The following is a 25125-nucleotide window of genomic DNA, read 5'->3' as shown; positions in this document are numbered from 1 at the left end:
CTCCTTTGTCGTGCTTCACGAAAATTCTGCGCGGGCGCGCCGGATCTGCGGCGCGAGGCCGGTGTCGATCAGCCGCGGCGAAATGGCATTGAGCGCGGCATAGACGCGCTCCATCGCGCCGATGCTGAGCGTGGGGTGCCGGGCAAGGATCGCGGCGACGATCCGCTGCGCGACCCATTCGGGGGCATCGGCCTTCATGCCGGTAATTTCGAGGAAGCGGTTGACCTCGGCATTGTTGAAGGCGGTGCGCGCGGCGCGCGGATTGACGTGCGTCACGCTGACGCCGCTGCCGCCCAATTCGCGCCGCAATCCCTGGCTGAACGCGGCGAGCCCGGCCTTGCTGCTCGAATAGGCGGCGAACCAGGGGTAGGGGATAGCGCCAAGCACGGATCCGATATTGACAATCTGCCCGCTCCCGCGCTGCCGCATGGGCGCCGCGACCGCCCGGGCGAGCACCGCGGGAACGAGCAGATTGATCCGGTAACACAGCGCCAGCGCCTCGACGGGCTGGCTTTCGTGCAGGCCGAATCGCATGACCCCGGCGATGTTGATCAATATATCGGGGGTGTCGCCCGCCAGCCGTTCGGCCAGCGCGGCGAGCGCATCGTCGTCGGAAAGATCGGTGACGATGCTGTCGTGGCACGCGGTGCTTTCGCTGCGGTCGATACCGATCGTATGGGCACCAGCCTGCGCAAGCAGAATGGCGACGGGGGCGCCGAGGCCGCCAGCGGCGCCGGTGATGGCGACTCGCTGTCCGTCAAGCCGCCGCACGCGCCGGTTCCATTTCGATGCCCGCGAAAACCCCGCCGAAAAGCGCGAACATCTCGCGCGCCATCCCCAGGATCGCCGCGCGGTCGGCGGGATCGTCGAGCCCGTTCACGAGCTCTGCGAAAAAGGCCATATGATCCTGATCGAGCGCCCCGTGCGAGGTCAGATAGGTGAAGGCCTGCGGCGGCAGTCCCAGATTCTTCGCGACCGCCGAGGCGCCGCGCGTCGCCAGCGCTACGCTGACGCTTTCAAGGACATAGACCATGCCGAAAAAGGCCATGGCATTGCCCGTCGCAATCCGGCGATAGGCGTGATCGACCATTGCGGCCGTTGCGGGCGCAGGTGCGCTGGCGCGCACCGCCGCGGCGTCGCCGCCGGCAACCGCGATGTCGGACAATATCCATTCCTCGTGGCCGGTTTCCTCGGCGATATAATCGTCGAGCGCGGCCACGATCGCAGGGCGTCCGCCGAGCCGCGCGCGCGCCGCCTGCATCAGCGGGACGGTGTGGCTGACATGGTGATAGGCTTGCGCCAGATAGGCGAGGTACACGTCGCGCGTGATCGTGCCCGTCAGTCCCGCCTGCAATTGCGGAATGGTCAGGAAGCGCAGGCGCTCGCGCACCGTTTGCGCCTCGAGTTCGGTGAAAAAGTCGGCCGTGCCGTCCAGATAGGCGGCGGCAATCGCGGCGCGGCGCAGGCGGCCGTTGCCGGTGAGCTGCCCGTTCATCGGTGTGAAGTGCGCGGCTTCGCGCCAGCTGCGGACGCGGGCATAGGCCGGCAGCAGGGCATTGGCGGCGGCGACCGCGGCATCCAGATCGGCGTCGGCATGGGCCGGCACGATCAGCGCTTCGGGCGCCGGTCGGCCGTCGCCCCACACCATTGCCTGCGCGATCGCCGGTTGCCGAGTGAGCGCAGCCTCGACCCATTCGGGCGAGATATTGCGGCCGAAACTGGTGATGATCAGGCTCGATTTCCGCCCGTCGATGTGCAGCCGTCCCGCGGCGTCGATCGTGCCGATGTCGCCGGTGTGGAGCGGCGCGTGCGGCGCAGCGCCGCCGACCGCGCCGAGGCAGATCGGACCCTCGAGCACGATCTCGCCATCGTCGGCTACACGCGCCTGCATATGGGAAAGCGGTCGGCCGACCGACGTCGGATCGTCATCGGCTGCGTCCTGCAGGGACACGACCGATGCGCATTCGGTCAGGCCATAGCCTTGCCGGATGGGCAGGCCGAGTCGGCGGGCGCGCTCCACCAAGGGGACAGGGGTGCGCGCACCGCCGACCGCGACCAGCGTCAAAAGCGGCAGGCGGATATCCGCCGCCTCCATGACGCGAACGATGCCGTCGAGATATTCGGGAACCAGGATCAGCGAGGTGATGCGCTGTTCGGCGATCAGGCGGACCGCCCTGGCGAAATCGGGCCGAAAGGGGTCGGCCATCCCGATCTCGGCCTGCGGCGGACAGACATAGGTGCCGCCCGCGATCAGCGTCGGGAAAAAGCCCGCCACCGTTTCCAGCAGGATGCCCGGCGGCAACAGTGCGAGGTGCCGTCCGGCGTGCTCGGTCCCGACCGCGGCGACGATCGCGCGGGCGACGGTGAGCATATGGTCGGCCGAAAGGCAGATGCCCTTGGGCGTGCCAGTCGACCCCGAGGTGAAGCTGATCCGCGCCGTCCCACCGGGGAGGGGGACGGGCGCGGACTGGCGGGGCTTGCCCGACCCGACGGAACGGATCGTCGGATCGGGTACGGCCCCGCACAGGCCGGTGGCGTGGCGCGACTGGTCGGCGGTGAAGAAGCCGGGAAGCGACAGCACCGGAATGGCGGCCGCGAGGAGCGCGAGTTCCAGTTCGGCGCTTTCGCGGCCATGGTCGCGCTGCAACGCGACCGGGACGCCCAGTTGCAGTCGCGGCGCGAGGTCGGCGATACGCGCCGTGACGCGATCGCGCAGTGCGCCATAGGGCAGCGGCTGGCCGTCGAGCGCATCGATGGCGACGGCATCGGGGCGCGCGGCCGCCTGGGCGGTCAGAATGTCGAATATGGTCATGTCAGGCCGCCTGCCGCGCGGCGCGGCGTTCGAGGAAGCTGTTGATGGCGGCTTGCCCGTCGGCGATGCTGCCGGCGCAGACCCACGGATCCTGATCGTAATAGCGTCCCCACGCCGATGCCGCCGATCCCAGCCGCTCACCGCGGGCAGGGGTGATGGCGGCGATCGGGATGCCGATGCGGCGAAACATGGCGCGCAGCGGGGCGGTCAGCGTCGCGACCGCGACATCGCCAAGCGCGGCAAGATCGTTCGCCGCCGCGCCCCAAAGCGCGATCATCGCCAGCGGATTGACGGCTGCCAGATTGCCGATCTCGACGATCTGGCGGCGCGCAACGGGCCGGTCCAGCGCGATCGACGCCAGCTCTTCGACGGGCGCATCGAGATAGGCTTCCAGAAATAGTGGCGCATCGGCGGCGCGCGCATAGCCCAGCGCGGCGGTCGATCCGTCGCTACCAGGACGATGAATATAGTCGGAAAAGCCGGGGGACAGTTCGGCAGCGAAGCAATCGCGATACCGTTGGCGGATCATTCCGAAGTCGTCGCCTGGCGTCATGCCAATCTCCCTATGTTACAGGGATGAGACGCCGCGATGACACGCACCCCGCAAAGGAATGCGAAAATTTTCCGGTGGGGCGCCCCGAAACGGCGGCAAACCGGCGGTGCCCGCGTTCAGCGAACCTGCCGCTTTTCCAGCTTTCGCGCCAGCGTGCGGCGGTGCATGCCGAGGCGGCGGGCGGCTTCGGAAATATTGAACCCGGTTTCGACGAGCGTCTGGTGGATATGCTCCCATTCGACGGTCTTGATCGAGGACTGGCGCCCGTCGAGGGGCGCGTCGACATTGCCCTCGGCGCGGCCGAAGGCGGCTTCGATATCGTCGGTGTTCGACGGCTTGGCGAGATAATAGGAGGCGCCGAGCTTGATCGCCTCGACCGCGGTGGCGATGCTGGCGAATCCCGTCAGGACGACGATGCGCATCGCAGGGTCGAAGGCGCTCAGCGTCTGGACGCAGCCCAAACCCGATGCGGCGCCGAGCTTCAGGTCGACCACCGCGAAATCTGGATGGAATCCGGCGAGCAGCTCATCCAGCCCCTCGGGCCCATGCGCCACCCGCACATCATAGTCGCGCCGTTCGAACGACCGCTTCAGCGTCCGCGCAAAGGCTTCGTCGTCTTCGACGATTAGCAGGCGCCGTTCGGTCATCCCCTTCTCCCTTCGCCCCGCGCGATCGCCGCGATCGGCAGCGTGATCCGCACCACCGCACCCCCCGCATCGCGGTTGTCGGCGCTGACCAGACCGCCCAGCTTGCGCACGACATTGACCAGTAGGAACAGGCCGAGCCCGCCGCCGGGGCGGCCCTTGGTCGACCGATAGGGCTGACCGATCGTCTCGAGCATAGTGGGATCGAATCCGGGGCCGCGGTCGGCGATCTCGATCACCAGCATCTCGCCGTCGCGCAGTGCGCTGAGTCCGATCCAGTCGGGCGAGACTTCGGCCGCATTGTCGATGACATTGTCGATCACCTGACGCAGCGCGGGGTCGGAGACGATATCGACATCGGGACCGATCCGGTCGCTGAAATCGAGCGTGCCAGGCAGGCGCCCGGCGCGCCAGTCGTCTACGATGTCGGTGACGAAACGGCGCGCAGTCGTTAGCTGCGGTGCGATTCCGCGCGCTTCACCCGCCGACATCAGAATGCCGCTGACGATCGATTTGCAGCGGCCGACCGCCGCATCCATGTCCGCCAGATCCTCCTGCAATTCGGTGTCGTCCGCCAACCGCGGCGCCGCGCGCCAGTCGCCGATCAGCACCGAAAGCGTCGACAGCGGCGTCCCGAGTTCGTGTGCGGCGCCCGAGGCGAGCAGGCCCATGCGAACGATATGATCCTCCTCCGCCGCGCGCTGGCTGGCGGTGGCCAGCGCCGCATCGCGTTCGCGCAGGTTGCGGCTCATCCGCGTGACGAAGGCGACGAGCAGCACCGCGATCAACAGGAAGCAGACGAGGCTGCCCTTGAGATAGAGCGCCAGCGGATCGGCGGCATAGGGTTGCGGCAGGACGAGCGGCGTCGGATCGATGCGCAGCGCGACCATCGCAACGATCGCGCCCGCCACCACGGCCCAGGACGAACGCGGCGTGAGCAGGATCGCGCCCATCACCACCTGAAGCAGAAACAGCGAGGCGAAGGGGTTGGTGAGGCCGCCGCTATGGTGAAGCTGCCACCCCAGCGCCGCGACATCGAACAGCAGCACCGCCGTCAGCTCGCGGTTGGCGACCGAATGGCCGCCGCGTAGCCGCGCGAGGCTGGCGAGATTGATCGCGATGAGGACGATGATCGCGCCGAGCAGCGGCGCAAGCGGCAGTTTGATGCCCATCAGCCCGTTGACGACCTCGATCGTCGCGAGCTGGCCGCCGACCGCGATCCAGCGCAGCTGGATCAGCAGCGACATGTTCCGCTGGCCGGCGTCGGCCGCCGGAAGCGCGATCGGTGGGGCCGTGGCTTCGCTCATTCGTCCGGCATATTGGACGCATCGGCGCCCGGACGCCACAGCCGCCAGGTAAAAAACAGCGCGAGCAGCATCAGCGCGAACCAGGTCAGCGCATAGACCAGATGATTGTCGGGGAATTTGACGACGGTCAGCCCGCCCACGGGCAGGCCGCCGGGGTTCGGCGCAGCGTCGGCATCGACGAAATAGGGCGCGGTGCGGCCGAGACCGCGCGCCGCTGCGATCGCGGCGACGTCGCGCGAATACCAGCGGTTCGCGTGGGGATCATTGGCGCGCAGGAAGCCGCCGCCGTGCTCGGTCACCCGCAGCAGTCCGGTTACCGTCGTAGGTCCGGCGGTATTGCCCGCGGCGCGCGTTGCCGGATCGCGGCGCTCGCGCGGCACGAAGCCGCGATTGACGAGCAGCGTGAAGCCGGGCGTTTCGAGCGGCGTCATCACCCAATAGCCGGCACCGCGATCGGTGACCGCCTGAACCAGCGTCTCGCGGTCGTGGCGAAAGCGGCCCGTCGCGGTGACGCGGCGATAGGCGTCGTGGGCCGCGTCGATGCCGCGCCATGCGGCCGGTGGTGGCGCGGGAACGGGGGCGGCGTGGATGCGCACATCGACCGCCGCGACCAGCGCATGTTTCCACTCGCGCCGTTCGAGCTGCCAGACGCCCAGCGCCGCGAGCAGCGCCGCCACGACCAGCGCCGCCGCGGCAAAGGCCGCGCGGCGCGGCCGGGTCACGGCAACTGGCTCATGTCGTGCGGCATCGGCATCATATTGGTGTTGAGGTGGTGCATCACCCATAGCGACCCCGCCAGCATGATCACGACGACGATGATCGTGAACAGCAGCGAGGTCATCGACCAGCCGCCCTCCGCCTTCGGCGTCATGTGCAGGAAATACACCATGTGGACGACGATCTGAACCACCGCGAAGCCCATGATGATCGCCGCGGTCACACCGGTCGACAGCGGCATCGTCATCACCATCCAGAAGGGGATGGCGGTCAGGATCACCGACAGGACGAAACCGATCGCATAATCGCGCATCGACGCGTGCGGCATCTCGATCTCGTGATGCGCGTGGTCGGCGGCGTGGTGGTCGTGGTTCGCGCTCATCGCAGCATTCCCATCAGATAGACGATCGTGAAGACGCCGATCCACACGACGTCGAGGAAGTGCCAGAACATCGACAGGCACATGACGCGACGCTTGTTCGCGGCGATCAGCCCATGCTTGCCGAGCTGGATCATCAGGGTCACCAGCCAGATGATCCCGAAGGTCACGTGCAGCCCGTGGGTCCCGACCAGCGTGAAGAAGGCCGACAGAAAGGCGCTGCGCTGCGGCGTCGCGCCAAGTTCGATCAGATGGTGGAATTCGTAAAGCTCGATGCTCAGGAAGGCGAGGCCGAACAGGCCGGTGATCGCCAGCCAGAGCTGGGTTCCCTTCACCTTGCCCTGCTGCATCTGCAGCACGGCGAAGCCATAGGTGATCGACGAAAAGAGCAGCATCGCGGTGTTGAGCGCGATCAGCTTCAGGTCGAACAGATCCTTGGGCGCCGGTCCCGCGGCATAATTGCCGCCGAGCACCGCGTAGCAGGCGAACAGGATCGCGAAGATGAGGCAGTCGCTCATCAGATAGATCCAGAAGCCCAGCATCGTGCTGTGCCCTTCGGGATGGGGATGCTCGTCGAGTTCGTAGAAGGCGGGCGCTTCGCCCGCGGCGGGGAGGGTGGTGCTGCTCATCGATCAGGCTCCGGCCGCCGCAAGCTGGCGGGTGCGCGCATCCTCGACCTCGGCCACTGTCGCGGCGGGGATATGGAAGTCGCGCTTGTAGTTGAAGGTGTGGGTGATCGCACCGCCGACCAGGCCGACGAAGCCTAGCGCGGCGAGCCACCAGATATGCCAGACAAGCGCGAAACCCATCACCAGGCTGATCCCCGCAAGGATAATCCCGGCGCCGGTGTTGCTCGGCATATGGATGTCGCGGAAGCCGCCGACCGGTCGCTCGGCACCGCGCGTCTTCATGTCGTGCCATGCGTCGAGCGAGTGGATCACCGGCGTGAAAGCGAAATTATAGTCGGGCGGCGGCGAACTGGTGGCCCATTCGAGCGTCCGGCCACCCCACGGATCGCCGCTTTCGTCACGCAGTTCGTCGCGCTTCCAGATGCTGACCGCAAACTGGACAAGCATGGCGGCGATCCCCGCCGCGATGACGGCGGCGCCGATGGCGGCGATCACGAACCAGATTTGCAGGCTGGGATCGTCGAACACGCGCATCCGGCGGGTCACCCCCATCAGGCCGAGTATATAGAGCGGCATGAAGGCAAGCCAGAAGCCGACGACCCAGCACCAGAAGCTGATCTTGCCCCAGAAGACGTTAAGCTTGAAGCCGAAGGCCTTGGGCCACCAATAGTTGATCGCCGCGAACAGGCCGAACAGGACGCCGCCGATGATGACATTGTGGAAATGCGCGATCAGGAACAGCGAGTTGTGCAGCACGAAGTCGGCGGGCGGAACCGCGAGCAGCACGCCGGTCATCCCGCCGACCACGAAGGTCAGCATGAAGGCCACCGTCCACATCATCGGCAGGTCGAAACGGATGCGGCCGCGGTACATGGTGAACAGCCAGTTGAAGAGCTTGGCGCCCGTCGGGATGGAGATCACCATCGTCGTGATCCCGAAGAAGCTGTTGACGCTCGCGCCCGATCCCATGGTGAAGAAATGGTGCAGCCAGACGAGGTAGCTCAGGATCGTGATGACGATCGTCGCATAGACCATCGAGGTATAGCCGAAGAGCTTCTTGCCCGAAAAGGTCGAGGTCACTTCGCTGAACACGCCGAATAGCGGCAGGATCAGGATATAGACTTCGGGGTGCCCCCAGATCCAGATCAGGTTCACATACATCATCGGCGATCCGCCGAAGTCGTTGGTGAAGAAGTTGGTGCCGAGATAGCGGTCGAGCGTCAGCAGCGCGAGCACCGCGGTCAGCACGGGAAAGGACGCGACGATCAGGATGTTCGCGCACAGGCTGGTCCAGGTGAAGACCGGCATCTTCATCAGGCCCATGCCGGGCGCACGCAGCTTCAGGATGGTGACGATCAGGTTGATCCCCGACAACGTGGTGCCGACCCCCGCGATCTGCAGCGCCCAGATATAATAATCGACCCCGACATTGGGGCTGTAGGCGATGCCCGACAGCGGCGGATAGGCCAGCCAGCCCGTCTGCGCGAATTCGCCGACGAACAGCGAGATCATGACGAGCACGGCGCCCGCGGTCGTCATCCAGAAGCTGAAATTGTTGAGGAAGGGAAAGCTGACGTCGCGCGCGCCGATCTGCAGCGGGACGATATAGTTCATCAGGCCGGTGATGAAGGGCATCGCCACGAAGAAGATCATGATCACCCCGTGCGCGGTGAAGATCTGGTCATAATGGTGCGCGTTCAGATAGCCTTCGGACCCGCCGAACGCCATCGCCTGCTGCAACCGCATCATGATCGCGTCGGCAAAGCCGCGCAGGAACATGATCAGCCCCAGGATCATGTACATGATCCCGATGCGCTTATGATCGACGGTGGTGAACCACTCCTTCCACAAATAGCCCCAGAGGCGATATTTGGTGATCAGGCCGAGCACTGCGATCCCGCCGATCACCACCGCGGCGAACGTGAAGATCAGGATCGGTTCGTGGATCGGAATCGCGTCGAGCGACAGGCGGCCGAGGAAGGGGCCGGTTTCGGGGGCGGGGTGCGGGGTCATGGCGATCTCGGCGACAAAAATCAGGAAAGCGGGCGGGGCGAGGCGGCGTTGAGCGCGGTCTGCGCGGGCGCGGCGCGCTTGCCGGGGCTGGGCAGGCCGGCGCCGGTCAGCGGCGCCTGGCTCGCCGGGGCGGCGTCGGGGGTGTCGGCCTTCGCCATCAGCGGCGAACTGCACAGCGCGGCGACATAGCGCTTGCCCCAATATCCGGGCTCGGAGCCGCGCGCGGCGAACTTGTCATAGGCAAGGCTGCGGACATTGTGGATGCCCGCAATGCCGGCACCGCCCGCGGCGTCGATCGACATCATGTCGTGCATGCACATCTTGCCGGGTTCGACGCACATGTTGACCACGGCGTCGAAAAGCTGCGGTTCGACCGCCGCAAAGCGCTGAACCGGCGCCCTTTCGCTGGGCTTTTCGAGCGCGAGATAGGCGTTGCGGTCGAGCGTCTTGCCCTCGGCCTTTGTGGCGGCGACCCAGGCGGCGAAACCAGCATCGTCGAGGCTCTTTACCGCGAAGCGCATGTTCGAAAAGCCGGCGCCCGAATAATTGGCCGAAAAGCCCGTGAAATCGCCGGTCTGGTTGAAGACGCCGTGGAGCTTCGTCTCCATGCCCGGCATCGCATAAATCTGGCCGGCAAGCGCGGGGATGTAAAAGCTGTTCATCACCGACGATGCCGAAATGCGGAACCGCACCGGATGATGCGCGGGCAGCGCCAGCTCGTTTACCGTCGCAATGCCCTGGTCGGGGTAGATGAACAGCCATTTCCAGTCGAGCGCGACGACCTGCACGTCGATCGGCTGCGTCGCCGCTGCGACCGGCTGGCCCGGCGCGGTGCGCGCCAGCGGGCGATAGGGGTCGAGCAAATGGGTCGCGACCCATGTCACCGCCCCCAGACAGATGATGATGAGCAGCGGCGCGGCCCAGATCACCAGCTCAAGCTGCGTCGAATGGTCCCAGTCGGGCTTGTAGGTCGCGGCCTTGTTCGCGGCGCGATAGCGCCAGGCGAAAAAGATCGTCAGCGCCATCACCGGCACGATGATGAGCAGCATCAGCACGGTCGAAACCAGGATCAGATTGCCCTGCTGCTGGGCGACGTCGCCCGCAGGATCGAGCACGACCATGTTGCAACCGGCGAGCAGCGGAAACACCGCGAGCAGCGGCAGCAACCGGAATCGGGTGGACGGACGGGAGAGCTTTTCTGGCATGGCGGCGCGCCTAGGCCCGCTTTGCTGCACCGCACATAGGACATTTTGTCCAATCCCTTGATCGTGATCAATGACGCAGGGGCATTTTCATGAAGGGGCGCCGCGCCCTATAACCCGACTCGCGCCATCCCTCCGTGCATGCCCGTCGCGCATGCCGGCGGCGGCGCCCGATGCAGGACCGCCTATCCATGTCTGCCGATTCCGCGCCCACCACCACCCAGGCCGAACGGGACGCCCGCGCGCTTCACGATGACGGCCATCCGATCGCGCCGGGAGAGATCGCCATCGGCGTGGTCATCGGGCGCACGTCGGAATTTTTCGACTTCTTCGTCTATGCGATCGCATCGGTGCTGGTGTTCCCGAAGCTGATCTTTCCGCAGCTCGATCCGCTGCAGGGGACGCTCTGGTCCTTCGCGATCTTCGCGCTCGCCTTCGTCGCGCGCCCCGTCGGCACGGTGATCTTCACCGCGATCGACCGCGCCTATGGCCGCGGCGCAAAGCTGACGACCGCGCTGTTCCTGCTCGGCGGGTCGACGGCAGCGATCGCCTTCCTGCCCGGCTATGAATCCATCGGTATCGGCGCCGCGCTGCTCCTCGCGCTGTTCCGCATGGGCCAGGGCGTGGCGCTCGGCGGGTCGTGGGACGGGCTTGCCTCGCTCCTCGCGATCAACGCGCCGGCGGGCAAGCGCGGCTGGTATGCGATGATTCCGCAGCTCGGCGCCCCGCTCGGCCTGATCGTCGCAAGCCTGCTCTTCATGTTCCTGATCTCGGCGCTGCCCGCGCAGGATTTCCTCGACTGGGGCTGGCGCTATCCCTTCTTCGTCGCCTTCGCGATCAACGTCGTCGCGCTTTTCGCTCGGCTACGCATCGTCGTCACGCCCGAATATGCCGCACTGTTCGAGGACAAGTCGCTCGAACCCGCGCCGCTCACCGAAACGGTACGGTCGGAATGGAAGGTCATCCTGACCGGCGCCTTCGCGCCGCTCGCCAGCTTTGCGCTCTTCCATATGGTTACGGTTTTCCCGCTGTCGTGGGTGTTCCTGTTCACCGAGGAAACACCGGCGCGCTTCCTGATGATCGAGGCGGTGGCCGCGTTCGTCGGCGTGCTCGCGATCATCGCGTCGGGCCGGCTCGCCGACAGCTTCGGCCGCCGCACCGTGCTGGGCGCGACCGCCGCTGCCATCGCCGCGTTCAGCGGCTTCGCGCCGCAACTCCTCGACGCGGGCGAAGCGGGCGAGGCGGTGTTCATGATCCTGGGCTTCGCGCTGCTCGGGCTGTCGTTCGGCCAGTCGTCGGGTGCGCTCTCGTCCGAATTTCTGCCGCGGCACCGCTACACCGGATCGGCCTTCACCTCCGACCTTGCCTGGCTGTTCGGCGCGGGCTTCGCGCCGATGGTCGCGCTCTGGCTGTCGAGCAGCTTCGGCCTGATCGCCGCCGGCGGCTATCTGTTGTCGGGCGCGGTCGGCACGCTCGTCGCCCTGTGGCTCAACCGCGAACTGGCGCGCACCATCGGCTGATCGGCCTGAGACAATTTGTCCGGCCGCCGCGGTACGCGCGGCCGGTGACAAGCGTCGCGCGCCAGCGTAAAGGGGACCAATGACGGGGGTACGCGCCTGGATTGCACGTCATCGCGGGCTGGCCATGTGGCTGGTCGCGCTGGCGTTGCTTTCGAAAGCGCTGGTTCCCGCGGGCTATATGCCCGGCCATGATGCATCGCGGACGATCGACGTCGTCCTCTGCTCTGATCCCGGCGGCCAGCCGCTCGCGCAGCAGATCGTGATTCCCTTCGAAAAGGGCAGCGAAGATGTGCCCGCCAAGCATGGCGGCAAGGGCGAATGCGCCTTTACCGCGCTCGCACATGGCGCCGTCGCCGCCGCCGATCCGGCGTTTTTGCTTGCGGCGATCGCGTTTCTGTTCGCGCTCGGTTTCGCGCCGCTTCCGGTGCCGCCGCTGCGTCGTCTTTCCCGTCTCCGCCCGCCGCTGCGCGGCCCTCCGGCGCACGCCTGACACGCTGAACCCGCTGTGTCGGACAGCCGCGCGCCTTGATCGCGCGGTCCTGCCGGAGATTGTCCATGTACGAAATAATGCGCCGTCCCGAGGGGTGGCATGCGGACGATGAAGCGTCCGCGTTCGATGCGCCCGATGGCATCCGCCTGCGCATGCGCGAGAACCGGTCGCGCCTGACGGAGCACGGGCGCGAGACCTTTACCGTTCTGATCCTGCTGTTCATGGCGATGGCGATCCTGCCAGCGCTGCAGGGGCGCTGGCTGGTGCCGCTGTTCGCGTTGTCGACGATGGCGGCGCTGGTGCTGGCGCTCGAATGGCACCAGCGCAATCCGCCGCCCGAGGAATGGCTCGAACTGTCGGATGGCCGGTTCGTCTGGCGCGGGCGCAGCAGGGCGGCCGTCGACCTGCCGTCCTATTGGCTTCGCTTCGAGCTGGAGCGGCGCGGGCCGACCGACTGCCGACTCGTCTTCCACCACCGAATGCAGCGCTTCGAGGTCGGGCATTGCCTGAACCTCGACGAGCGGCGCGAGATCGCCCCGATCCTCGCCCGTGCGCTCGCGGCAAGCAACCACATGAGGTAGGACATGGCCCCATCTCCGCCTCGCCGCATTGCCGCATTGCGCCGGTTTCGCCGCCGCTGCTGGGCGGCTGTCGGTCTGTGCCTGCTGATGCAGGTCGGATCGGCAGCCGCTCAAAACTGGGCCGCCGCGCATCCCGCGCAGACAATAGTTTTTCAACAGGAGATCGTTCGATGAAACCTTCAATCCGCATCATGTTGGCGGCAACGGCGCTGGTCGCCGCGCCGCCGCTGCTCGCGCACGGCGTCGCCGCCGGCGCGCTCGCCATCGGCCACCCCTGGTCGCGCGAAACCGCGCCGGGGCAAAAGGCCGGCGGCGGCTTTCTGACCATAACGAACAAGGGCAAGACCGAAGACCGGCTCATCTCGGCGACTTCGCCCGCCGCCGCCGACGTCCAGATCCACATGATGAAGGTCGAGGACGGGGTGATGCGGATGCGCCGGGTCAACGGCGGCCTCGCCATCCCGGCGGGTGGCACGCTCGAACTCAAGCCCGGCGGCTATCACATCATGTTCATGGGCCTCAAAAAGCCATTCAAGCAGGGCGACATGATCCCCGCGACGCTGGTCTTCGCGCGGCAGGGGAAGGTCGCCGTGCGCTTCAAGGTGCAACCGATCGCATCGACCGCACCGATGGAGGGCGGTCATGGCGGACATTGAGGGCGGCACCCCGCCGATGGTCGTCGTTCGTCGCATCCTGTGGGTGCTCGTCGCCGTCGCCGCAGTCTTCGGCGTCATATTGGCGGTTGGTGGCGGAGACGGCAGCAAGAGCGCGCCGGCCGCCTCCGCCGGCACCGCGATCGGCGGCCCTTTCACGCTCACCGCGGCCGATGGCTCGACGCTCACCGACCGGACGCTGAAGGGCCGGCCCTTCGCGATCTTCTTCGGTTTCACCCGCTGCCCCGACGTCTGCCCGACCAGCCTCGCGCGCATGGCGCAGCTTCGCGAACAACTCGGTCCCGACGGGATGAAGTTCGACATCGTCTTCGTCTCGGTCGATCCGCAGCACGACCGGCCCGCCGACATCGGCAGCTATGTCGCGCTGTTCAAGACGCCGATCATCGGGGCGACCGGAACCGATGCCCAGCTTGCCCAAATCCAGAAGGAATATGGCGTCTATGTCCGCAAGGTGCCGATTGAGGGCGGCGACTATACGGTCGATCACACCGCCGCCATCTATCTGATGGACAAGGACGGCCACTTCGTCACCACCATCGACTATCACGAGAATGACAAGACGGCGCTCGAAAAGCTGAAGCGCATCATTGCCTGATCCTGGCTTCGGCGGGCCGCGCCCTCGCGGCGCGGCCCGTCAGACCGCGGCGAAGGAATCGCGCTGTTGCGCCACCTCGACCCGGTCGCGGCCCATCGCCTTCGCGCGCAGCAGGGCGGCGTCGGCGGTGCGGACCAGCCGGTCGGGCGGGCAGTGCAGCGGGGTGATCGCAACGCCGATCGACACCGTTACCGGCCCCATATTCCCAGCCTCCGATCCCAGCGCCAGTGCGGCGACGCGGGTACGGATTTCCTCGGCGCGCTCGGTCGCGCCCTCGACCGACAGGCCGGGGAGCAGCAGCATGAACTCCTCGCCGCCATAGCGAAAGGCGAGGCCCGCATCGCGCTTCACGCCCGCCAGCACCTTGCCGACTTCGCGCAGCACCGTGTCGCCCGCGTCGTGTCCGTGGACGTCGTTGAAACGCTTGAAATGATCGACGTCGATCATCAGGCAGCCCAGATCCTGCCCCAGCCGTTCGGCTTGCGCGATCTGGATACCGAGCAGCTGGTCGAGCTGGCGGCGGTTCGACAGGCCGGTCAGCGGGTCGGCGAGTGCCAATTCGCGCAGCGTTTCGCGCAATTGCAGATTGGCGATCGCCAGCCCGATATTCTCCGCCAGCATATCGAGATAGATTTCGGGGCCGGACAGCGCGCCGGGGTTGCCCGCCGGCGCTTCGAAATAAAGGAGGCCCAGCGTCTCGCGCTGCGCGGTGAGCGGCAGGCACAGCGTGTCGATGGGCGCCGCGGCATCGCTGCGGTCGACATGGTCGCACGGCACATCGACATTGTCGCCCGCGGGACGGTGCGGCAGTCCGCGGCGCAGCGCCCAGCAGGCGAGCGCCGAAAATTCTGCGCGCGAATGGCCGGCGTTCTGCCACCCGCACGCCTCGACCACCATGTTGCGCTGGCGGTCGAGCAGATAAAGGCGCCCGGCAAGCCCCGGCGTTATTTCGGGGACAAAGCGTTGCACGACGTCTTTCAGATCGTCCATCGTGTCGCAGCCCTGCAGCCGCTGTGTCATCCGCGACAGCAGGTCACGCATCGCGCGATCGGCGTCGCGTTCGCTTTCCAGTCTTTGCCGTTCCAACCCGTTTTCGCGGAAAATGCGGATCGCCTGCGCCATGTCACCGATCTCGTCGACCTGGTCGAAGGCGGGCGGCTCGGCGGCGAAGTCCTGCGCCGCCAACCGGTTGACGACGTCGCTCAGCTTGACGACCGGGTGCAGCACGCGCTGCTTGAAGACGAAATACAGCACGCACAGCACCAGTAATGCGGTCAGCGCCAGCGTGATCTCCGAAATGCCCTTCCACAGCCGCGCCACCTCGGTCGCGGAATTGACCTGCGACTGGACCCGCGCGTCGAGCCGGTCGCGGAAGCGTTTGAGTTCGAGTTCGGCGCGGTCGAGCTGGCGTTCATATTCGGCACCGAACAGCAATTGCCGCGCTTTCGCTTCGTCGCCGCCCTCGTGCGAGGCGACTGCCGCATGCTGTTCGTCATGGAGCAGATCGGCGAGCCGCACCGCATCGGCCAACGCTTCGATCTCGCCGGTCGATGCCCCGGCATCGCCGATATGAGAAATGCGCTCCTCGACTGATTTGAGCGCCGCCTCTTCGGAACGATAGCCGACCAGATAGGTCGGATCGCCGGTGTTCACATATTGTCGCGCCCGGTCGCTGAGCAGGAAAACATCCTCCTCCAGCGTCGCGGTCGCCTGATCGAGCCGGTATCGCTGCTCGACCGCCGCCCGTTCGCGGTCGGTCGCGTTCGAGGCCAGCAGCATCGTCGTGCTCGACGCGATCGTCAGCACGACCGTCGCGGCATAGGCCCAGTTGGTGATTGTCGCCAAACGCATGCTGCCCCCCTAATAGGATCGCATCGATTGGGAAATGTTAATGCGGCGATCGGCGCAGCCCGCGCTTGCGCAGCCTCGCCGTGCGTGTCACGGGGCGCGCAGCGCAAGCAGCGATCCGGGAGATGGGCGGACCATGAACTTCGACGTGTTGATAGTTGGCGGGGGCCACGGGGGCGCGCAGGCGGCAATCATGCTGCGGACGCAGAAGTTTACCGGGAGCATAGCGATCGTGGGGGAGGAGGCGGAGCTTCCCTATGAGCGGCCGCCCTTGTCGAAGGAATATTTCGCAGGCGAGAAAGAGTTCGAGCGCATCCAGCTGCGCCCCGCTAATTATTGGGACGAGCGCGACGTGACGATGCTGCTCGGCAAGCGCGTCGTGGCGGTCGATCCGGCCGCGCACCGCGTCACCACCGACGGCGGCGAGACCATCGGCTATGGCAAGCTCGTCTGGGCGACCGGCGGCCATCCGCGGATGCTGCCGATCCCCGGCGGCGACCTGCCCGGCGTGCAGGGGGTGCGCACGCGCGCCGATGCCGACGCGATGAAGGCGGCTTCGGAAAGCGCGCAGCAGATCGTGGTGATCGGCGGCGGCTATATCGGGCTGGAGGCGGCGGCGGTGCTGACCAAGGCGGGCAAGAAGGTCGTGCTGCTGGAGGCCCTGGACCGCGTGCTTGCGCGGGTCGCGGGCAAGGATCTGTCGCGCTTCTTCGAGAAGGAGCACCGCGCTCATGGCGTCGACCTGCGGCTCGGCGCCCAGGTCGCGGCGATCGAGGGCGACACGCATGTCACTGGCGTGCGGCTGGCGGATGGCGCGGTGATCCCCGCCGATCTCGTCATCGTCGGCATCGGCATCGTGCCGGCGGTCGAACCGCTGCTCGCGGCGGGGGCCGAGGGCGGCAACGGCGTGCTGGTCGATCCGCTCTGCCGGACGAGCCTGCCCGACATCTATGCGATCGGCGACTGCGCGGCGCATGCGAACGATTTTGCCGAAGGCGCGGTGATCCGCCTCGAATCGGTGCAGAATGCCAATGACCAGGCGAATGTCGTGGCCAAGGGCATCTGCGGCGCCGAAGCGCCCTATCATGCGATCCCCTGGTTCTGGTCGAACCAATATGACCTCAAGCTCCAGACTGTCGGCCTCTCGACGGACCACGACCAGGCGGTGCTGCGCGGCGATCCCGCCAGCCGCAGCTTCTCGGTCGTCTACCTGAAGGCCGGCAAGGTCATCGCGCTCGACTGCGTCAATGCCACCAAAGACTATGTCCAGGGCCGCATGCTCGTCACCGCCGGCACCACCGCAACCCCCGAGCAGCTCGCCGATGGCGAAACGCCCCTCAAGGAATTGCTCACCGCCTGACGCTCAGACGATGGGCGGTGGGGCGTCTGCGGGGTCGCCGAGCGCGCGTTTGAGCCCGCCTCTGACGCTGCGGAGCAATTTTCGCAGCGCAATGATGACGAGGACAGCGGCGATCAGCAGCAATAGGGCAATGACGATGGCGACCGCGGGAAAGGCGATTACCAGCGCGAGAAGTCCCGTCGTCGCGACGTCTTCGCCGGTTGATACCGCGGCATTGCTATAGGGTTCGGGGCTGATGTTGACCACCGCGCGGGTCGTTGCCTTGGCGCTGTGACTGATGAGCGCGCCGCCGCCGCCGAGGATGAAAGCGATCATCTGCCACGCCGGATCGGCGCTGTCGACGAGCGCGAGCGTCAGCAACGCGCCGCCGAGCGGGCGGACAATACCGTGTACGCTGTCCCAGATGCTGTCGACCCACGCGATCTTGTCGGCCAGAAACTCGGCGAGCGTACCGACTGCGGCGACGCCCATGACCCAGGGGTTCGCCAATATCTGCAGCGCCTGCAAATGTTCGGGCAGCGGCAGCCAGCCGAAATGCATCGCGACGCCGGTCGCCAGGATCGTGAGGTAGAGGCGCCAGCCCGACAACAGGCTGATGCTGCCCGCGACCCCCAATATTTCGGCCAATCCCATTGCCTTGCCTCCGGCCGCGCCAAGTTGCGGCATCTTGCACCCTCTTGAATGCCGCGGCAATGGGGCCGTCGTCGCTGGCGGCAATGGCAGATGACAAGCGCGCAAAGCCTAGTTATCGAATTTTCATGACCGATCCCGCGCCACCGCAATCGCCCAAGCTACCCGACGGGGCCATCCCGGCCGCCACGCTCGTCATCATGCGGCCCTCCGGCAACGATGATCCCGACGAGATATTGATGGTCAAACGCGCGAGCAACATGGCGTTCGCGGCGGGGGCGGTGGTCTTTCCCGGCGGTCGCGTCGATCCCGACGATCATCTGGTCGCCGAGCGTTACGGCTTTGGCGAGGATCCGGCCGAAGGCGCGGCGCGGGTCGCTGCGTTGCGCGAAACGCTTGAGGAAACGGGGCTTGGCGTCGGGCTGCCCAACCTTGCCGAACCCGACCTTGCCGATGTTCGCCGCGCGCTTCTGGGCGGCACGTTGCTGTCGGACATATTGGCCGCGCATGGGGCGCCGATCCAGCTCGGCGGGCTGGTGCCCTTTGCGCGCTGGTGCCCCAATTTCAAGGAAGCGCGAACCTTCGACACACGCTTCTATGCCGTTGCGGCGCCGCCGCACGGGCACGAACTGACGGTCGAGGAGGCCGAGCATAGCCACATATTCTGGTCCAGCGCCCGCGATACGCTGACGCTCGCCGATCGCGGCGAGGTGTCGGTCATCTTTCCCACGCGCCGCAACCTCGAACGAATCGCGCAGGCCGACGATTTTGCGGGCTTCGCGCGCCACGCGGAAAATTATCCGGTCGAACTGGTAACGCCGTGGATAGAGGAGCGGGACGGCACCCCGCATCTGTGCATTCCGGGTCATCTGGGCTATCCCGTGACGAGCGAAGCGTTCGAGCAAGTCAGGCGGGGTTAGAATCGCGACCAGCTGCGCAACTTTTGCAATATTTAGCAATTTCCTAACTAGTACCGAAATAGGGAAATGGTGATTGCAATCGACGGCAATTACGCTTAAACCGATCGGGCAGGTCCATGGCGGGGAAGCCATTTCGCGGTGTGGATCGAGACGATATATCCAGTGGACGGAGAATAAGATGAACCTGCTTAAGAAGGCTGCGATCTCCCTCGCGGCGACCTCGATGCTTGCGGCGCCGATCACCGCTTCGGCTCAGTCGTTCGACTCGGCACGCGCCAATTCGGAACTCAACGGTGAAAGCAAGCTGGAAGGCTCCGGCTGGATCATCGCTGTTGTCGCTCTCGCGGCTATCATCGGCGGTATCATCATCGCTTCGGATAACAACGAAGACAGCCCGACCAGCCCGTAACAGGCTCCGGGTCAAACCGATACCAAAGGGCTCCGGGCTTTGCTCGGAGCCCTTTGTGATTCTGCAGGCTGTCTTCTGCGCGGTGACAGCGCCCGGCCTAGAGCCCCCGGCCTAGAGCCCCCGGCCTAAATCTCTATATTCCGCACCGAGCGCGATCGGGCGAGGGGGATGGCGTCGCGAGCCCGTTTCCGCGCCTGCGCGTCGATTGCCACGAAGCCGATATCATAGCCCGCGGCGCCGTCATCCTTTTGCAAGCTCACGTCCATCAGCACCGTCCCCCAGGGATCGACGGCGAGGCTGTGGCCAAAGGTCGCGCGCCCGTCGGCGTGCGTTCCCGCTTGCGCCGCCGCAATGACGTGGCAGGCGGTTTCGATTGCCCGGGCGCGGAGCAGCGGGTGCCAATGCGCTTCGCCGGTCGGCACGGTAAAGGCGGCCGGGATCGCGATCAGTTCGGCGCCACCGTCCACGAGGGCGCGATAGAGCTCGGGAAAGCGTAGATCATAACAGATCGAAAAGCCCAGCCGGCCAAGCGGCGTATCGACGAGGACAATCGCGTCACCGCCCGCATAGGCGGCCGACTCGGTCCAGTTCTCGCCCGTCGGCAGGGTCACGTCGAACATGTGGATCTTGTCGTAGCGTGCGCGGATCTCGCCCTTGTCGTCGATTACATGGCTGCGGTTGACGCGGCGCTCGCTGCCGTCGGCGAGCAGGGGCATCGATCCGCTGTGGAGCCAGATATGGTGGCGCCGCGCCATGTCCGCGAGCGCTGCGGGCCACGGGCTGTCGGCCTCGCGCTGCATATGCGCAGCCGATCTTTGCCGGTCGCGGTCGAGCAGCAGCGACATCTCCGGGAAAAAGGCCATCGCGGCGCCTTCGGCGGCCGCCGCGGCCAGCGCGCGATCGATCACCCGCAGATTGGCGTCGGGATCGATTCCGCTGGTCATTTGAACGATGGCGGCAACCGGGGCGTGCGGTGGGCGTTGCATCGGTTCTGGCTAGGCGCCTCCTTCGCGAAGGACAAGCTGTGACAGTTCAGTGGCCAGCAAGGTTCGAAAGCGATAAATAGCCGCGATGTCCGTCTCTCCCCCGTCGACCGCGCGTCGATCGCTTTCCCTTTTCCTGCTTCCGGCCTGCGCCAGCGCGCTGGCGCTCCTGATCGCGCCGCTCGCTACGGCGCAATCGACTCCGGCACCGGCGGCCGCATCGACGCTCGCGGGGCAAGCAAGCGACTGGCTTTATGAAGGCAGCGATATTCCGCGCGACGAGGGCTGGCGCTTCGGGGTTCTCCCCAATGGCTTGCGCTACGCCGTTCGCAACAATGGCGTGCCACCGGGTCAGGTGTCGATCCGGGTGCGGATGGATGTCGGGTCGATGTTCGAATCGAACAGCGAACGCGGCTTTGCGCATCTGCTCGAACATCTGACATTTCGCGGCTCGTTGCATATTCCCGACGGAGAGACGAAGCGCATCTGGCAGCGTTTCGGTGTCACCTTCGGGAGCGATTCAAATGCGCAAACGACGCCGACGCAGACCGTCTATCAGCTCGATCTGCCCAGCGTCACGCCGACGACGCTCGACGAAAGCATGAAGTTGCTCTCGGGCATGGTGCGCGAACCGCGGATCACCGATGCCGCGGTGACGGCCGAGCGCGGCGTCGTGCTGTCCGAACTGCGCGAACAGGACGGGCCGCAAAAGCGTATCGCCGACGCGACGAGCGGGCATCTGTTCGCCGGGCAATTGCTCGGCGAACGGTCGCCGATCGGGACGACCGCGGCGCTCGGTGCCGCCAGCGCGAAAAGCGTTCAGGCGTTTCACGATCGCTGGTATCGTCCCGACCGCGCCGTCGTCGTGATGGTCGGCGATGGCGACCCCGCACAGTTCGCCGCGCTGATCGGCAAATATTTCGGGGACTGGAAGGAGCCCGGACCGAACCCGGCGCAGCCCGATTTTGGCAAGCCCGATCCGTCGCAACCGGTCGCGAAGGAAATCGTCGAGGCAAACCAGCCGCTCGCGCTGACGCTCGCGATGATCCGGCCGTGGAAAAAGCGCATCGACACCGTCGAAAACACGCGGCGGCTTTATCTCGAATATCTCGCGCAGGCGCTCGTCAATCGCCGATTGGAAAATCGCGCGCGCAGCGGCGGCAGCTATCTGGTTGCCACCGTCAGCCAGGATTATGTCAGCCGCAGCGCCGATGTCACCTCGGCCGAAATCGTGCCGCTCGGCGACTGGAAGGCCGCGCTTGCCGACGTGCGCGGGGTTATCGCCGATGCCGTCCAGACCCCGCCGTCGCAGGCCGACATCGACCGCGAAGCGAACGAGATCGAGGCCTTTCTGCGCAAGGAACTGGAAAATGCGCCCAACGAGCCAGGATCGCGCCTCGCCGACGACATGGTCCGCGCGGTCGATATCGGCGAAACGGTAACGAGCCCCAAGGGGCAGGTCGATATGTTCGCCGCGATCCGCGCGTCGGCGACGCCGCAGGTGATGCTCGACATCAGCCGGGCGATTTTCGCGGCGCCCGTCACGCGGCTCGTGCTGACGACGCCGACGCCGATCGAAGGCGGCGACAAGGCGTTGCTGGCCGCGCTTGCCGCGCCCGTCACCGCGCGCGACGATCGCGTCGCGGCGGCCAAGGTCGATTTCAGCCAGCTTCCCGCGCTGGGGCATCCCGGCACGATCGAATCCGAAACGCCGCTCCCCGGCCTGCATGTCCAGCGTCTCGAATTCGCCAATGGCGTGACCGCGCTGGTGGCCGACAACAAGGTCGAACCCGGCAAGGTGCGCGTCAACGTCCGCTTCGGCAGCGGCAATCGCAGCGTCGCGGGGAACGCACCCAATCTGCTGTGGACCGGCGATTATGCGTTGATGGCAAGCGGTGTCGGTCCGTGGGGCCAGAACGAGCTCGACCAGGCAACCAACGGTCGCCAGATCCAGATGGGCTTCGATATCGACGACGACGCCTTTGAGATGACCGCAGAGAGCAACCCCGCCGATCTGCGCGATCAGCTGCGCCTCATGGCGACCAAGCTCGCGGCGCCGCGCTGGGATGCCTCGCCGATCGAGCGGCTGCGCGTTGGCCTGCTGACCGGTTTCGACCTCAATGACGCGACGCCCAATGCGGTACTCGACCGCAATCTGCGCGGCTGGCTGGCGGGCGGCGACACGCGCTGGGCGCCGCCGTCGCGCGCCGCGATCGAAGGGCTTACGCCCGCCGCCTTCCGCGCTTTCTGGGAACCGCGCCTCAAGAGCGGCCCGATCGAGGTCCAGATATTCGGCGATCTCGAATCGGTCGATTACAAGCAGTTGCTTGCCGAAAGTTTCGGAGCGCTTGCGCCGCGCCAGCCGCTCGCACCGGCGGGCGGGCAGAGCGTCGCCTTCGCGCAGCATAATGCAAAGCCGTTCGTTGCCTATCATACCGGCGACAAGGGGCAGGCGGCGGCGATGATCGCCTGGCCGACGAGCGGCGGGATCGACAATATGCGCGATGCGCGGGCGATGGATGTGCTCGCTGCGATCTTCAACGACCGCCTGTTCGACCGGCTGCGCGCCGAACAGGGCGCAAGCTATGGCCCGGTCGTCGACAGCCATTGGCCGACGGGTTTCGAAAAGAGCGGCGGCTATCTGCTGGTCGGCAGCCTGCTGGCGCCGAAGGACGTTAACCGGCTCTATAGCATCGCCGACGACATTGCCGCCGATCTCGTCGCGCGGTCCGTCAGCGCCGACGAACTCGCGCGCAATGCCGGGCCGATCCGCGAACAGGTCGCGCGCGCGACGACCGGCAATCTCTACTGGATGTATCTGCTCGAGGGCGCGACGCGCGATCCGCGCTATATCAAGGCGGCGATGGCGATCGAGGACGATGTGACCAATATCAGCGCCGCCGATATTCAGCGTCTGGCGCGGCAATATCTGGTGCCGGGGCGGAAATGGTCGCTGGCGGTGCTGCCGAAGGGAATGACGCTGGCGCAGGCGGCGGCGCTCGATGGCGGGGCGATCGGCGGCGGCAAATAGTCAGGCGCTGCCTTCGGGGCGGCGCAGCTTGCGGATGCGCGGTTCGTCGGCGAGCTCGCCCTTGGTCATGATGTCGTGGCGCATGCGCGCCCGGACATCGTGGATCGAGGCGATGACGGGGCCCATCGCAACGCCCAGATCGACCAGCACCGCTTCGGCGAGTTGCAGCGAGCTTTCGAGCGTTTCGGGCACTGCGTCGGTGGCGCCGGCCCGATAGAGCGCCGCGGCATGATCGGCGTCGCGCGCGCGGCTGATGATCGGCAGCTCGGGATATTTCTGGCGAAGCTGGCGCGTCATGCGCAATTGCTGCACCGGATCGTCCATCGTCAGCACGATCGCGTCGGCATTTTCGATCCCCATCCGGTCGAGGCTGCCCGGGCGCGCCACATCGGCGAAACGGACCGAAAAACCGTCGCGCTTCGCAGCCGCGACGGTGTCGATATCGGCGTCGACCGCGACATAGGGTCGCTGATGTTCGCGCAGCAATTCGGCGACGGTGCGCCCGACGCGGCCGAAGCCGACGACGACGGTACGGCCTTCGGGCGTTTCTTCTTCCTGCGCGTCGCCGCTGCGCATCTCTATCCGGCGCGCGACATCGTGGCCCACGCGGGCGAGGAGCGGCGTGATCGTCAGGCCGATTGCGGTGACGAGCTGCCAGAATTCGGCGGTGGTGCGGCTGATGAGCTGCGCCTGAAGCGCCGTTGCAAGAACGATCAGCGTCGTTTCCGACGGGCTGGCCATCAGCAATCCGACCTCGGCCGCCGTGCCGCGCCGCGCGGCGCCCGAAAAGCGCAGCAGCGCCGCGGTCACGATCGATTTGATCAAGACCACGCCGACTACGGCGGCGATCAGCTCGGGCCATTGCGCCGCGATCGTCTTGAGGTTGAGCCCCATGCCGACGCTGATCAGGAACACGCCGAGCGCGAGGCCTTTGAACGGCGCCGTGATTGCTTCGACTTCGCTATGATATTCGGTCTCGGCGATCATCAGGCCGGCCAGCAGCGCGCCGACGATCGGCGACAGGCCGACCGCGGCGGTCGCCAGCGCCGCGACGATCACGACCAGCAGGCTCGCCGCCAGAAACAGCTCGGGATCCTTTGCGCGCGCGGCCTGCGCGAAGATGCGCGGCAGCAGGAACCAGCCCGCGACCGCGAGGATCGCCACGACCAGCGCGCCCTGCCACAGCGTCGTCAGCATAAGCTCGGTATTGTCGCTCGCCGCGATGGGGGACAGCGCGCCGAGAACGAAGATGATCGGGACGATCGCCAGATCCTCGAACAGCAACATCGCAAAGGAAGCGCGGCCGACGGCCGATTTGGTGCCCGCGATCGGCAGCACCAGCGCCGTCGATGAGAGGGCGAGGGCGATGCCGAGGCCATAGGCCGCGGCGGTCGAATGATCGCCCAGCAGGAACAGCGCCGTGCCCAGTATCGCGCCGCCCAGCAACAGTTCGGCAGCCCCGATGCCGAAGACCAGCTTGCGCAGCTGCCACAGGCGTCGGAACGACAGTTCGAGCCCGATCGAAAAGAGCAGCAGGATGATGCCGAATTCGCCGAACAGCGCGATGTCTTCGCTCGAAGCGATGGTGATGTGCCGCAGCCACGGATAATCGGCGGCGAGCGCCCCGAGCCCCGATGGCCCGACGAGCAGCCCGACGAGAATGAACCCGATCACCGGCGAGATGCGAAAGCGCGCAAAGGCCGGGATGACGATTCCCGCCGCCCCCAGCACCACCAGCGCGTTGCCGATAGCCGATGTGTCCTGTTCACTTACCATAAGGGCCGACCTTATGCAGGCCGGCCCCGATTGGCTAGATGCCTATCCCAAC

The 25125-nt window shown here is 66.3% G+C and carries 23 protein-coding genes; 9 read left to right on the top strand and 14 right to left on the bottom strand.

Translation table 11 applies throughout. The features are described 5' to 3' along the window. Window positions 1-15: 15 nt before the first annotated feature. The 10 genes from MU856_RS11940 to cyoA form a co-directional block, all read right to left on the bottom strand. On the bottom strand, window positions 16-771 hold the full coding sequence (locus MU856_RS11940) for an SDR family NAD(P)-dependent oxidoreductase (protein ID WP_062900608.1): 756 nt from the start codon (window positions 769-771) through the stop codon (window positions 16-18). After that, window positions 758-2812 carry an AMP-binding protein gene (locus MU856_RS11935; RefSeq protein ID WP_202988362.1) on the bottom strand — a complete coding sequence of 685 codons (2055 nt, stop codon included), beginning with the start codon at window positions 2810-2812 and terminating at the stop codon, window positions 758-760. Before MU856_RS11935 ends, MU856_RS11940 begins: the two co-directional genes overlap by 14 nt. 1 nt (window position 2813) lies before the next feature. Further along, window positions 2814-3365 (bottom strand): thermostable hemolysin, encoded by a 552-nt coding sequence (locus tag MU856_RS11930; protein WP_062900607.1) that lies wholly within the window; start codon window positions 3363-3365, stop codon window positions 2814-2816. Between the two features lie 116 nt (window positions 3366-3481). Next, window positions 3482-4012, bottom strand: a complete 531-nt coding sequence (locus MU856_RS11925) for a response regulator transcription factor (protein WP_062900606.1) — start codon at window positions 4010-4012, stop codon at window positions 3482-3484. Beyond that, window positions 4009-5316, bottom strand: coding sequence for an ATP-binding protein (locus MU856_RS11920; RefSeq protein WP_062900605.1), 1308 nt, complete (start codon window positions 5314-5316; stop codon window positions 4009-4011). The genes MU856_RS11925 and MU856_RS11920 overlap by 4 nt, the downstream gene beginning before the upstream one ends. Further along, on the bottom strand, window positions 5313-6038 hold the full coding sequence (locus MU856_RS11915; RefSeq protein WP_062900604.1) for an SURF1 family protein: 726 nt from the start codon (window positions 6036-6038) through the stop codon (window positions 5313-5315). Before MU856_RS11915 ends, MU856_RS11920 begins: the two co-directional genes overlap by 4 nt. Then, window positions 6035-6415 carry a cytochrome o ubiquinol oxidase subunit IV gene (gene cyoD, locus MU856_RS11910; protein ID WP_062900603.1) on the bottom strand — a complete coding sequence of 127 codons (381 nt, stop codon included), beginning with the start codon at window positions 6413-6415 and terminating at the stop codon, window positions 6035-6037. The genes MU856_RS11915 and cyoD overlap by 4 nt, the downstream gene beginning before the upstream one ends. Then, a complete protein-coding gene (cyoC, locus tag MU856_RS11905; protein ID WP_058812603.1) occupies window positions 6412-7041 on the bottom strand; it encodes a cytochrome o ubiquinol oxidase subunit III in 630 nt (209 codons plus the stop codon). The genes cyoD and cyoC overlap by 4 nt, the downstream gene beginning before the upstream one ends. Window positions 7042-7044: 3 nt before the next feature. Beyond that, window positions 7045-9054, bottom strand: coding sequence for a cytochrome o ubiquinol oxidase subunit I (gene cyoB, locus MU856_RS11900; protein ID WP_186402643.1), 2010 nt, complete (start codon window positions 9052-9054; stop codon window positions 7045-7047). 20 nt (window positions 9055-9074) lie between these two features. Next, entirely contained in the window at window positions 9075-10259 is a 1185-nt protein-coding gene (gene cyoA / locus MU856_RS11895; RefSeq protein ID WP_263587665.1) for a ubiquinol oxidase subunit II, read from the bottom strand. A gap of 188 nt (window positions 10260-10447) precedes the next feature. Here cyoA and MU856_RS11890 point away from each other — a divergent pair, with 188 nt between their 5' ends. The 5 genes from MU856_RS11890 (at window position 10448) to MU856_RS11870 (ending at window position 14116) form a co-directional block, all read left to right on the top strand. After that, window positions 10448-11776 (top strand): MFS transporter, encoded by a 1329-nt coding sequence (locus tag MU856_RS11890; RefSeq protein WP_263587664.1) that lies wholly within the window; start codon window positions 10448-10450, stop codon window positions 11774-11776. A 79-nt stretch (window positions 11777-11855) separates the two neighbouring features. Further along, window positions 11856-12266: a DUF2946 family protein gene (locus MU856_RS11885; protein WP_263587663.1), complete on the top strand. Its 411-nt coding sequence runs from the start codon at window positions 11856-11858 to the stop codon at window positions 12264-12266. Window positions 12267-12343: 77 nt separating this feature from the next. Further along, the gene (locus MU856_RS11880; RefSeq protein ID WP_202988361.1) at window positions 12344-12847 is read left to right on the top strand and encodes a DUF2244 domain-containing protein; all 504 of its coding nucleotides are present in this window, start codon (window positions 12344-12346) and stop codon (window positions 12845-12847) included. Between the two features lie 170 nt (window positions 12848-13017). Then, window positions 13018-13503, top strand: coding sequence for a copper chaperone PCu(A)C (locus MU856_RS11875; protein ID WP_062900597.1), 486 nt, complete (start codon window positions 13018-13020; stop codon window positions 13501-13503). Further along, window positions 13490-14116: an SCO family protein gene (locus tag MU856_RS11870; RefSeq protein WP_062900596.1), complete on the top strand. Its 627-nt coding sequence runs from the start codon at window positions 13490-13492 to the stop codon at window positions 14114-14116. Before MU856_RS11875 ends, MU856_RS11870 begins: the two co-directional genes overlap by 14 nt. Before the next feature lie 39 nt (window positions 14117-14155). On the opposite strand, the gene MU856_RS11865 is transcribed toward MU856_RS11870, so the two are convergent. Beyond that, the gene (locus MU856_RS11865) at window positions 14156-15967 is read right to left on the bottom strand and encodes a diguanylate cyclase (RefSeq protein WP_062900595.1); all 1812 of its coding nucleotides are present in this window, start codon (window positions 15965-15967) and stop codon (window positions 14156-14158) included. Window positions 15968-16100: 133 nt separating this feature from the next. Between MU856_RS11865 and MU856_RS11860 the strand changes: the two genes are divergently transcribed. After that, window positions 16101-17324, top strand: a complete 1224-nt coding sequence (locus MU856_RS11860; protein ID WP_062900594.1) for an NAD(P)/FAD-dependent oxidoreductase — start codon at window positions 16101-16103, stop codon at window positions 17322-17324. 3 nt (window positions 17325-17327) lie between these two features. On the opposite strand, the gene MU856_RS11855 is transcribed toward MU856_RS11860, so the two are convergent. After that, window positions 17328-17957 (bottom strand): DUF4126 domain-containing protein, encoded by a 630-nt coding sequence (locus MU856_RS11855; RefSeq protein WP_062902962.1) that lies wholly within the window; start codon window positions 17955-17957, stop codon window positions 17328-17330. Window positions 17958-18082: 125 nt separating this feature from the next. Here MU856_RS11855 and MU856_RS11850 point away from each other — a divergent pair, with 125 nt between their 5' ends. Beyond that, a complete protein-coding gene (locus MU856_RS11850; RefSeq protein ID WP_186402650.1) occupies window positions 18083-18874 on the top strand; it encodes an NUDIX hydrolase in 792 nt (263 codons plus the stop codon). Window positions 18875-18947: 73 nt separating this feature from the next. Next, window positions 18948-19283 carry a hypothetical protein gene (locus MU856_RS11845; RefSeq protein WP_263587662.1) on the top strand — a complete coding sequence of 112 codons (336 nt, stop codon included), beginning with the start codon at window positions 18948-18950 and terminating at the stop codon, window positions 19281-19283. Window positions 19284-19408: 125 nt separating this feature from the next. Here the strand turns inward: MU856_RS11845 and MU856_RS11840 are convergent, their stop codons facing one another. Further along, window positions 19409-20269 (bottom strand): carbon-nitrogen hydrolase family protein, encoded by an 861-nt coding sequence (locus MU856_RS11840; RefSeq protein ID WP_062900592.1) that lies wholly within the window; start codon window positions 20267-20269, stop codon window positions 19409-19411. An 85-nt stretch (window positions 20270-20354) separates the two neighbouring features. Between MU856_RS11840 and MU856_RS11835 the strand changes: the two genes are divergently transcribed. Beyond that, a complete protein-coding gene (locus MU856_RS11835; protein WP_263587661.1) occupies window positions 20355-23297 on the top strand; it encodes a M16 family metallopeptidase in 2943 nt (980 codons plus the stop codon). On the opposite strand, the gene MU856_RS11830 is transcribed toward MU856_RS11835, so the two are convergent. After that, a complete protein-coding gene (locus MU856_RS11830; RefSeq protein WP_062900590.1) occupies window positions 23298-25073 on the bottom strand; it encodes a cation:proton antiporter in 1776 nt (591 codons plus the stop codon). Window positions 25074-25125: the final 52 nt, after the last annotated feature.

The organism is Sphingopyxis sp. GC21, from assembly GCF_025727575.1.
In the GTDB taxonomy this organism is placed as follows: Bacteria; Pseudomonadota; Alphaproteobacteria; order Sphingomonadales; family Sphingomonadaceae; genus Sphingopyxis; species Sphingopyxis terrae_A.
Note: the sequence above shows the minus strand (reverse complement) of the source record. Positions and strands in the feature narration are given on the sequence as shown.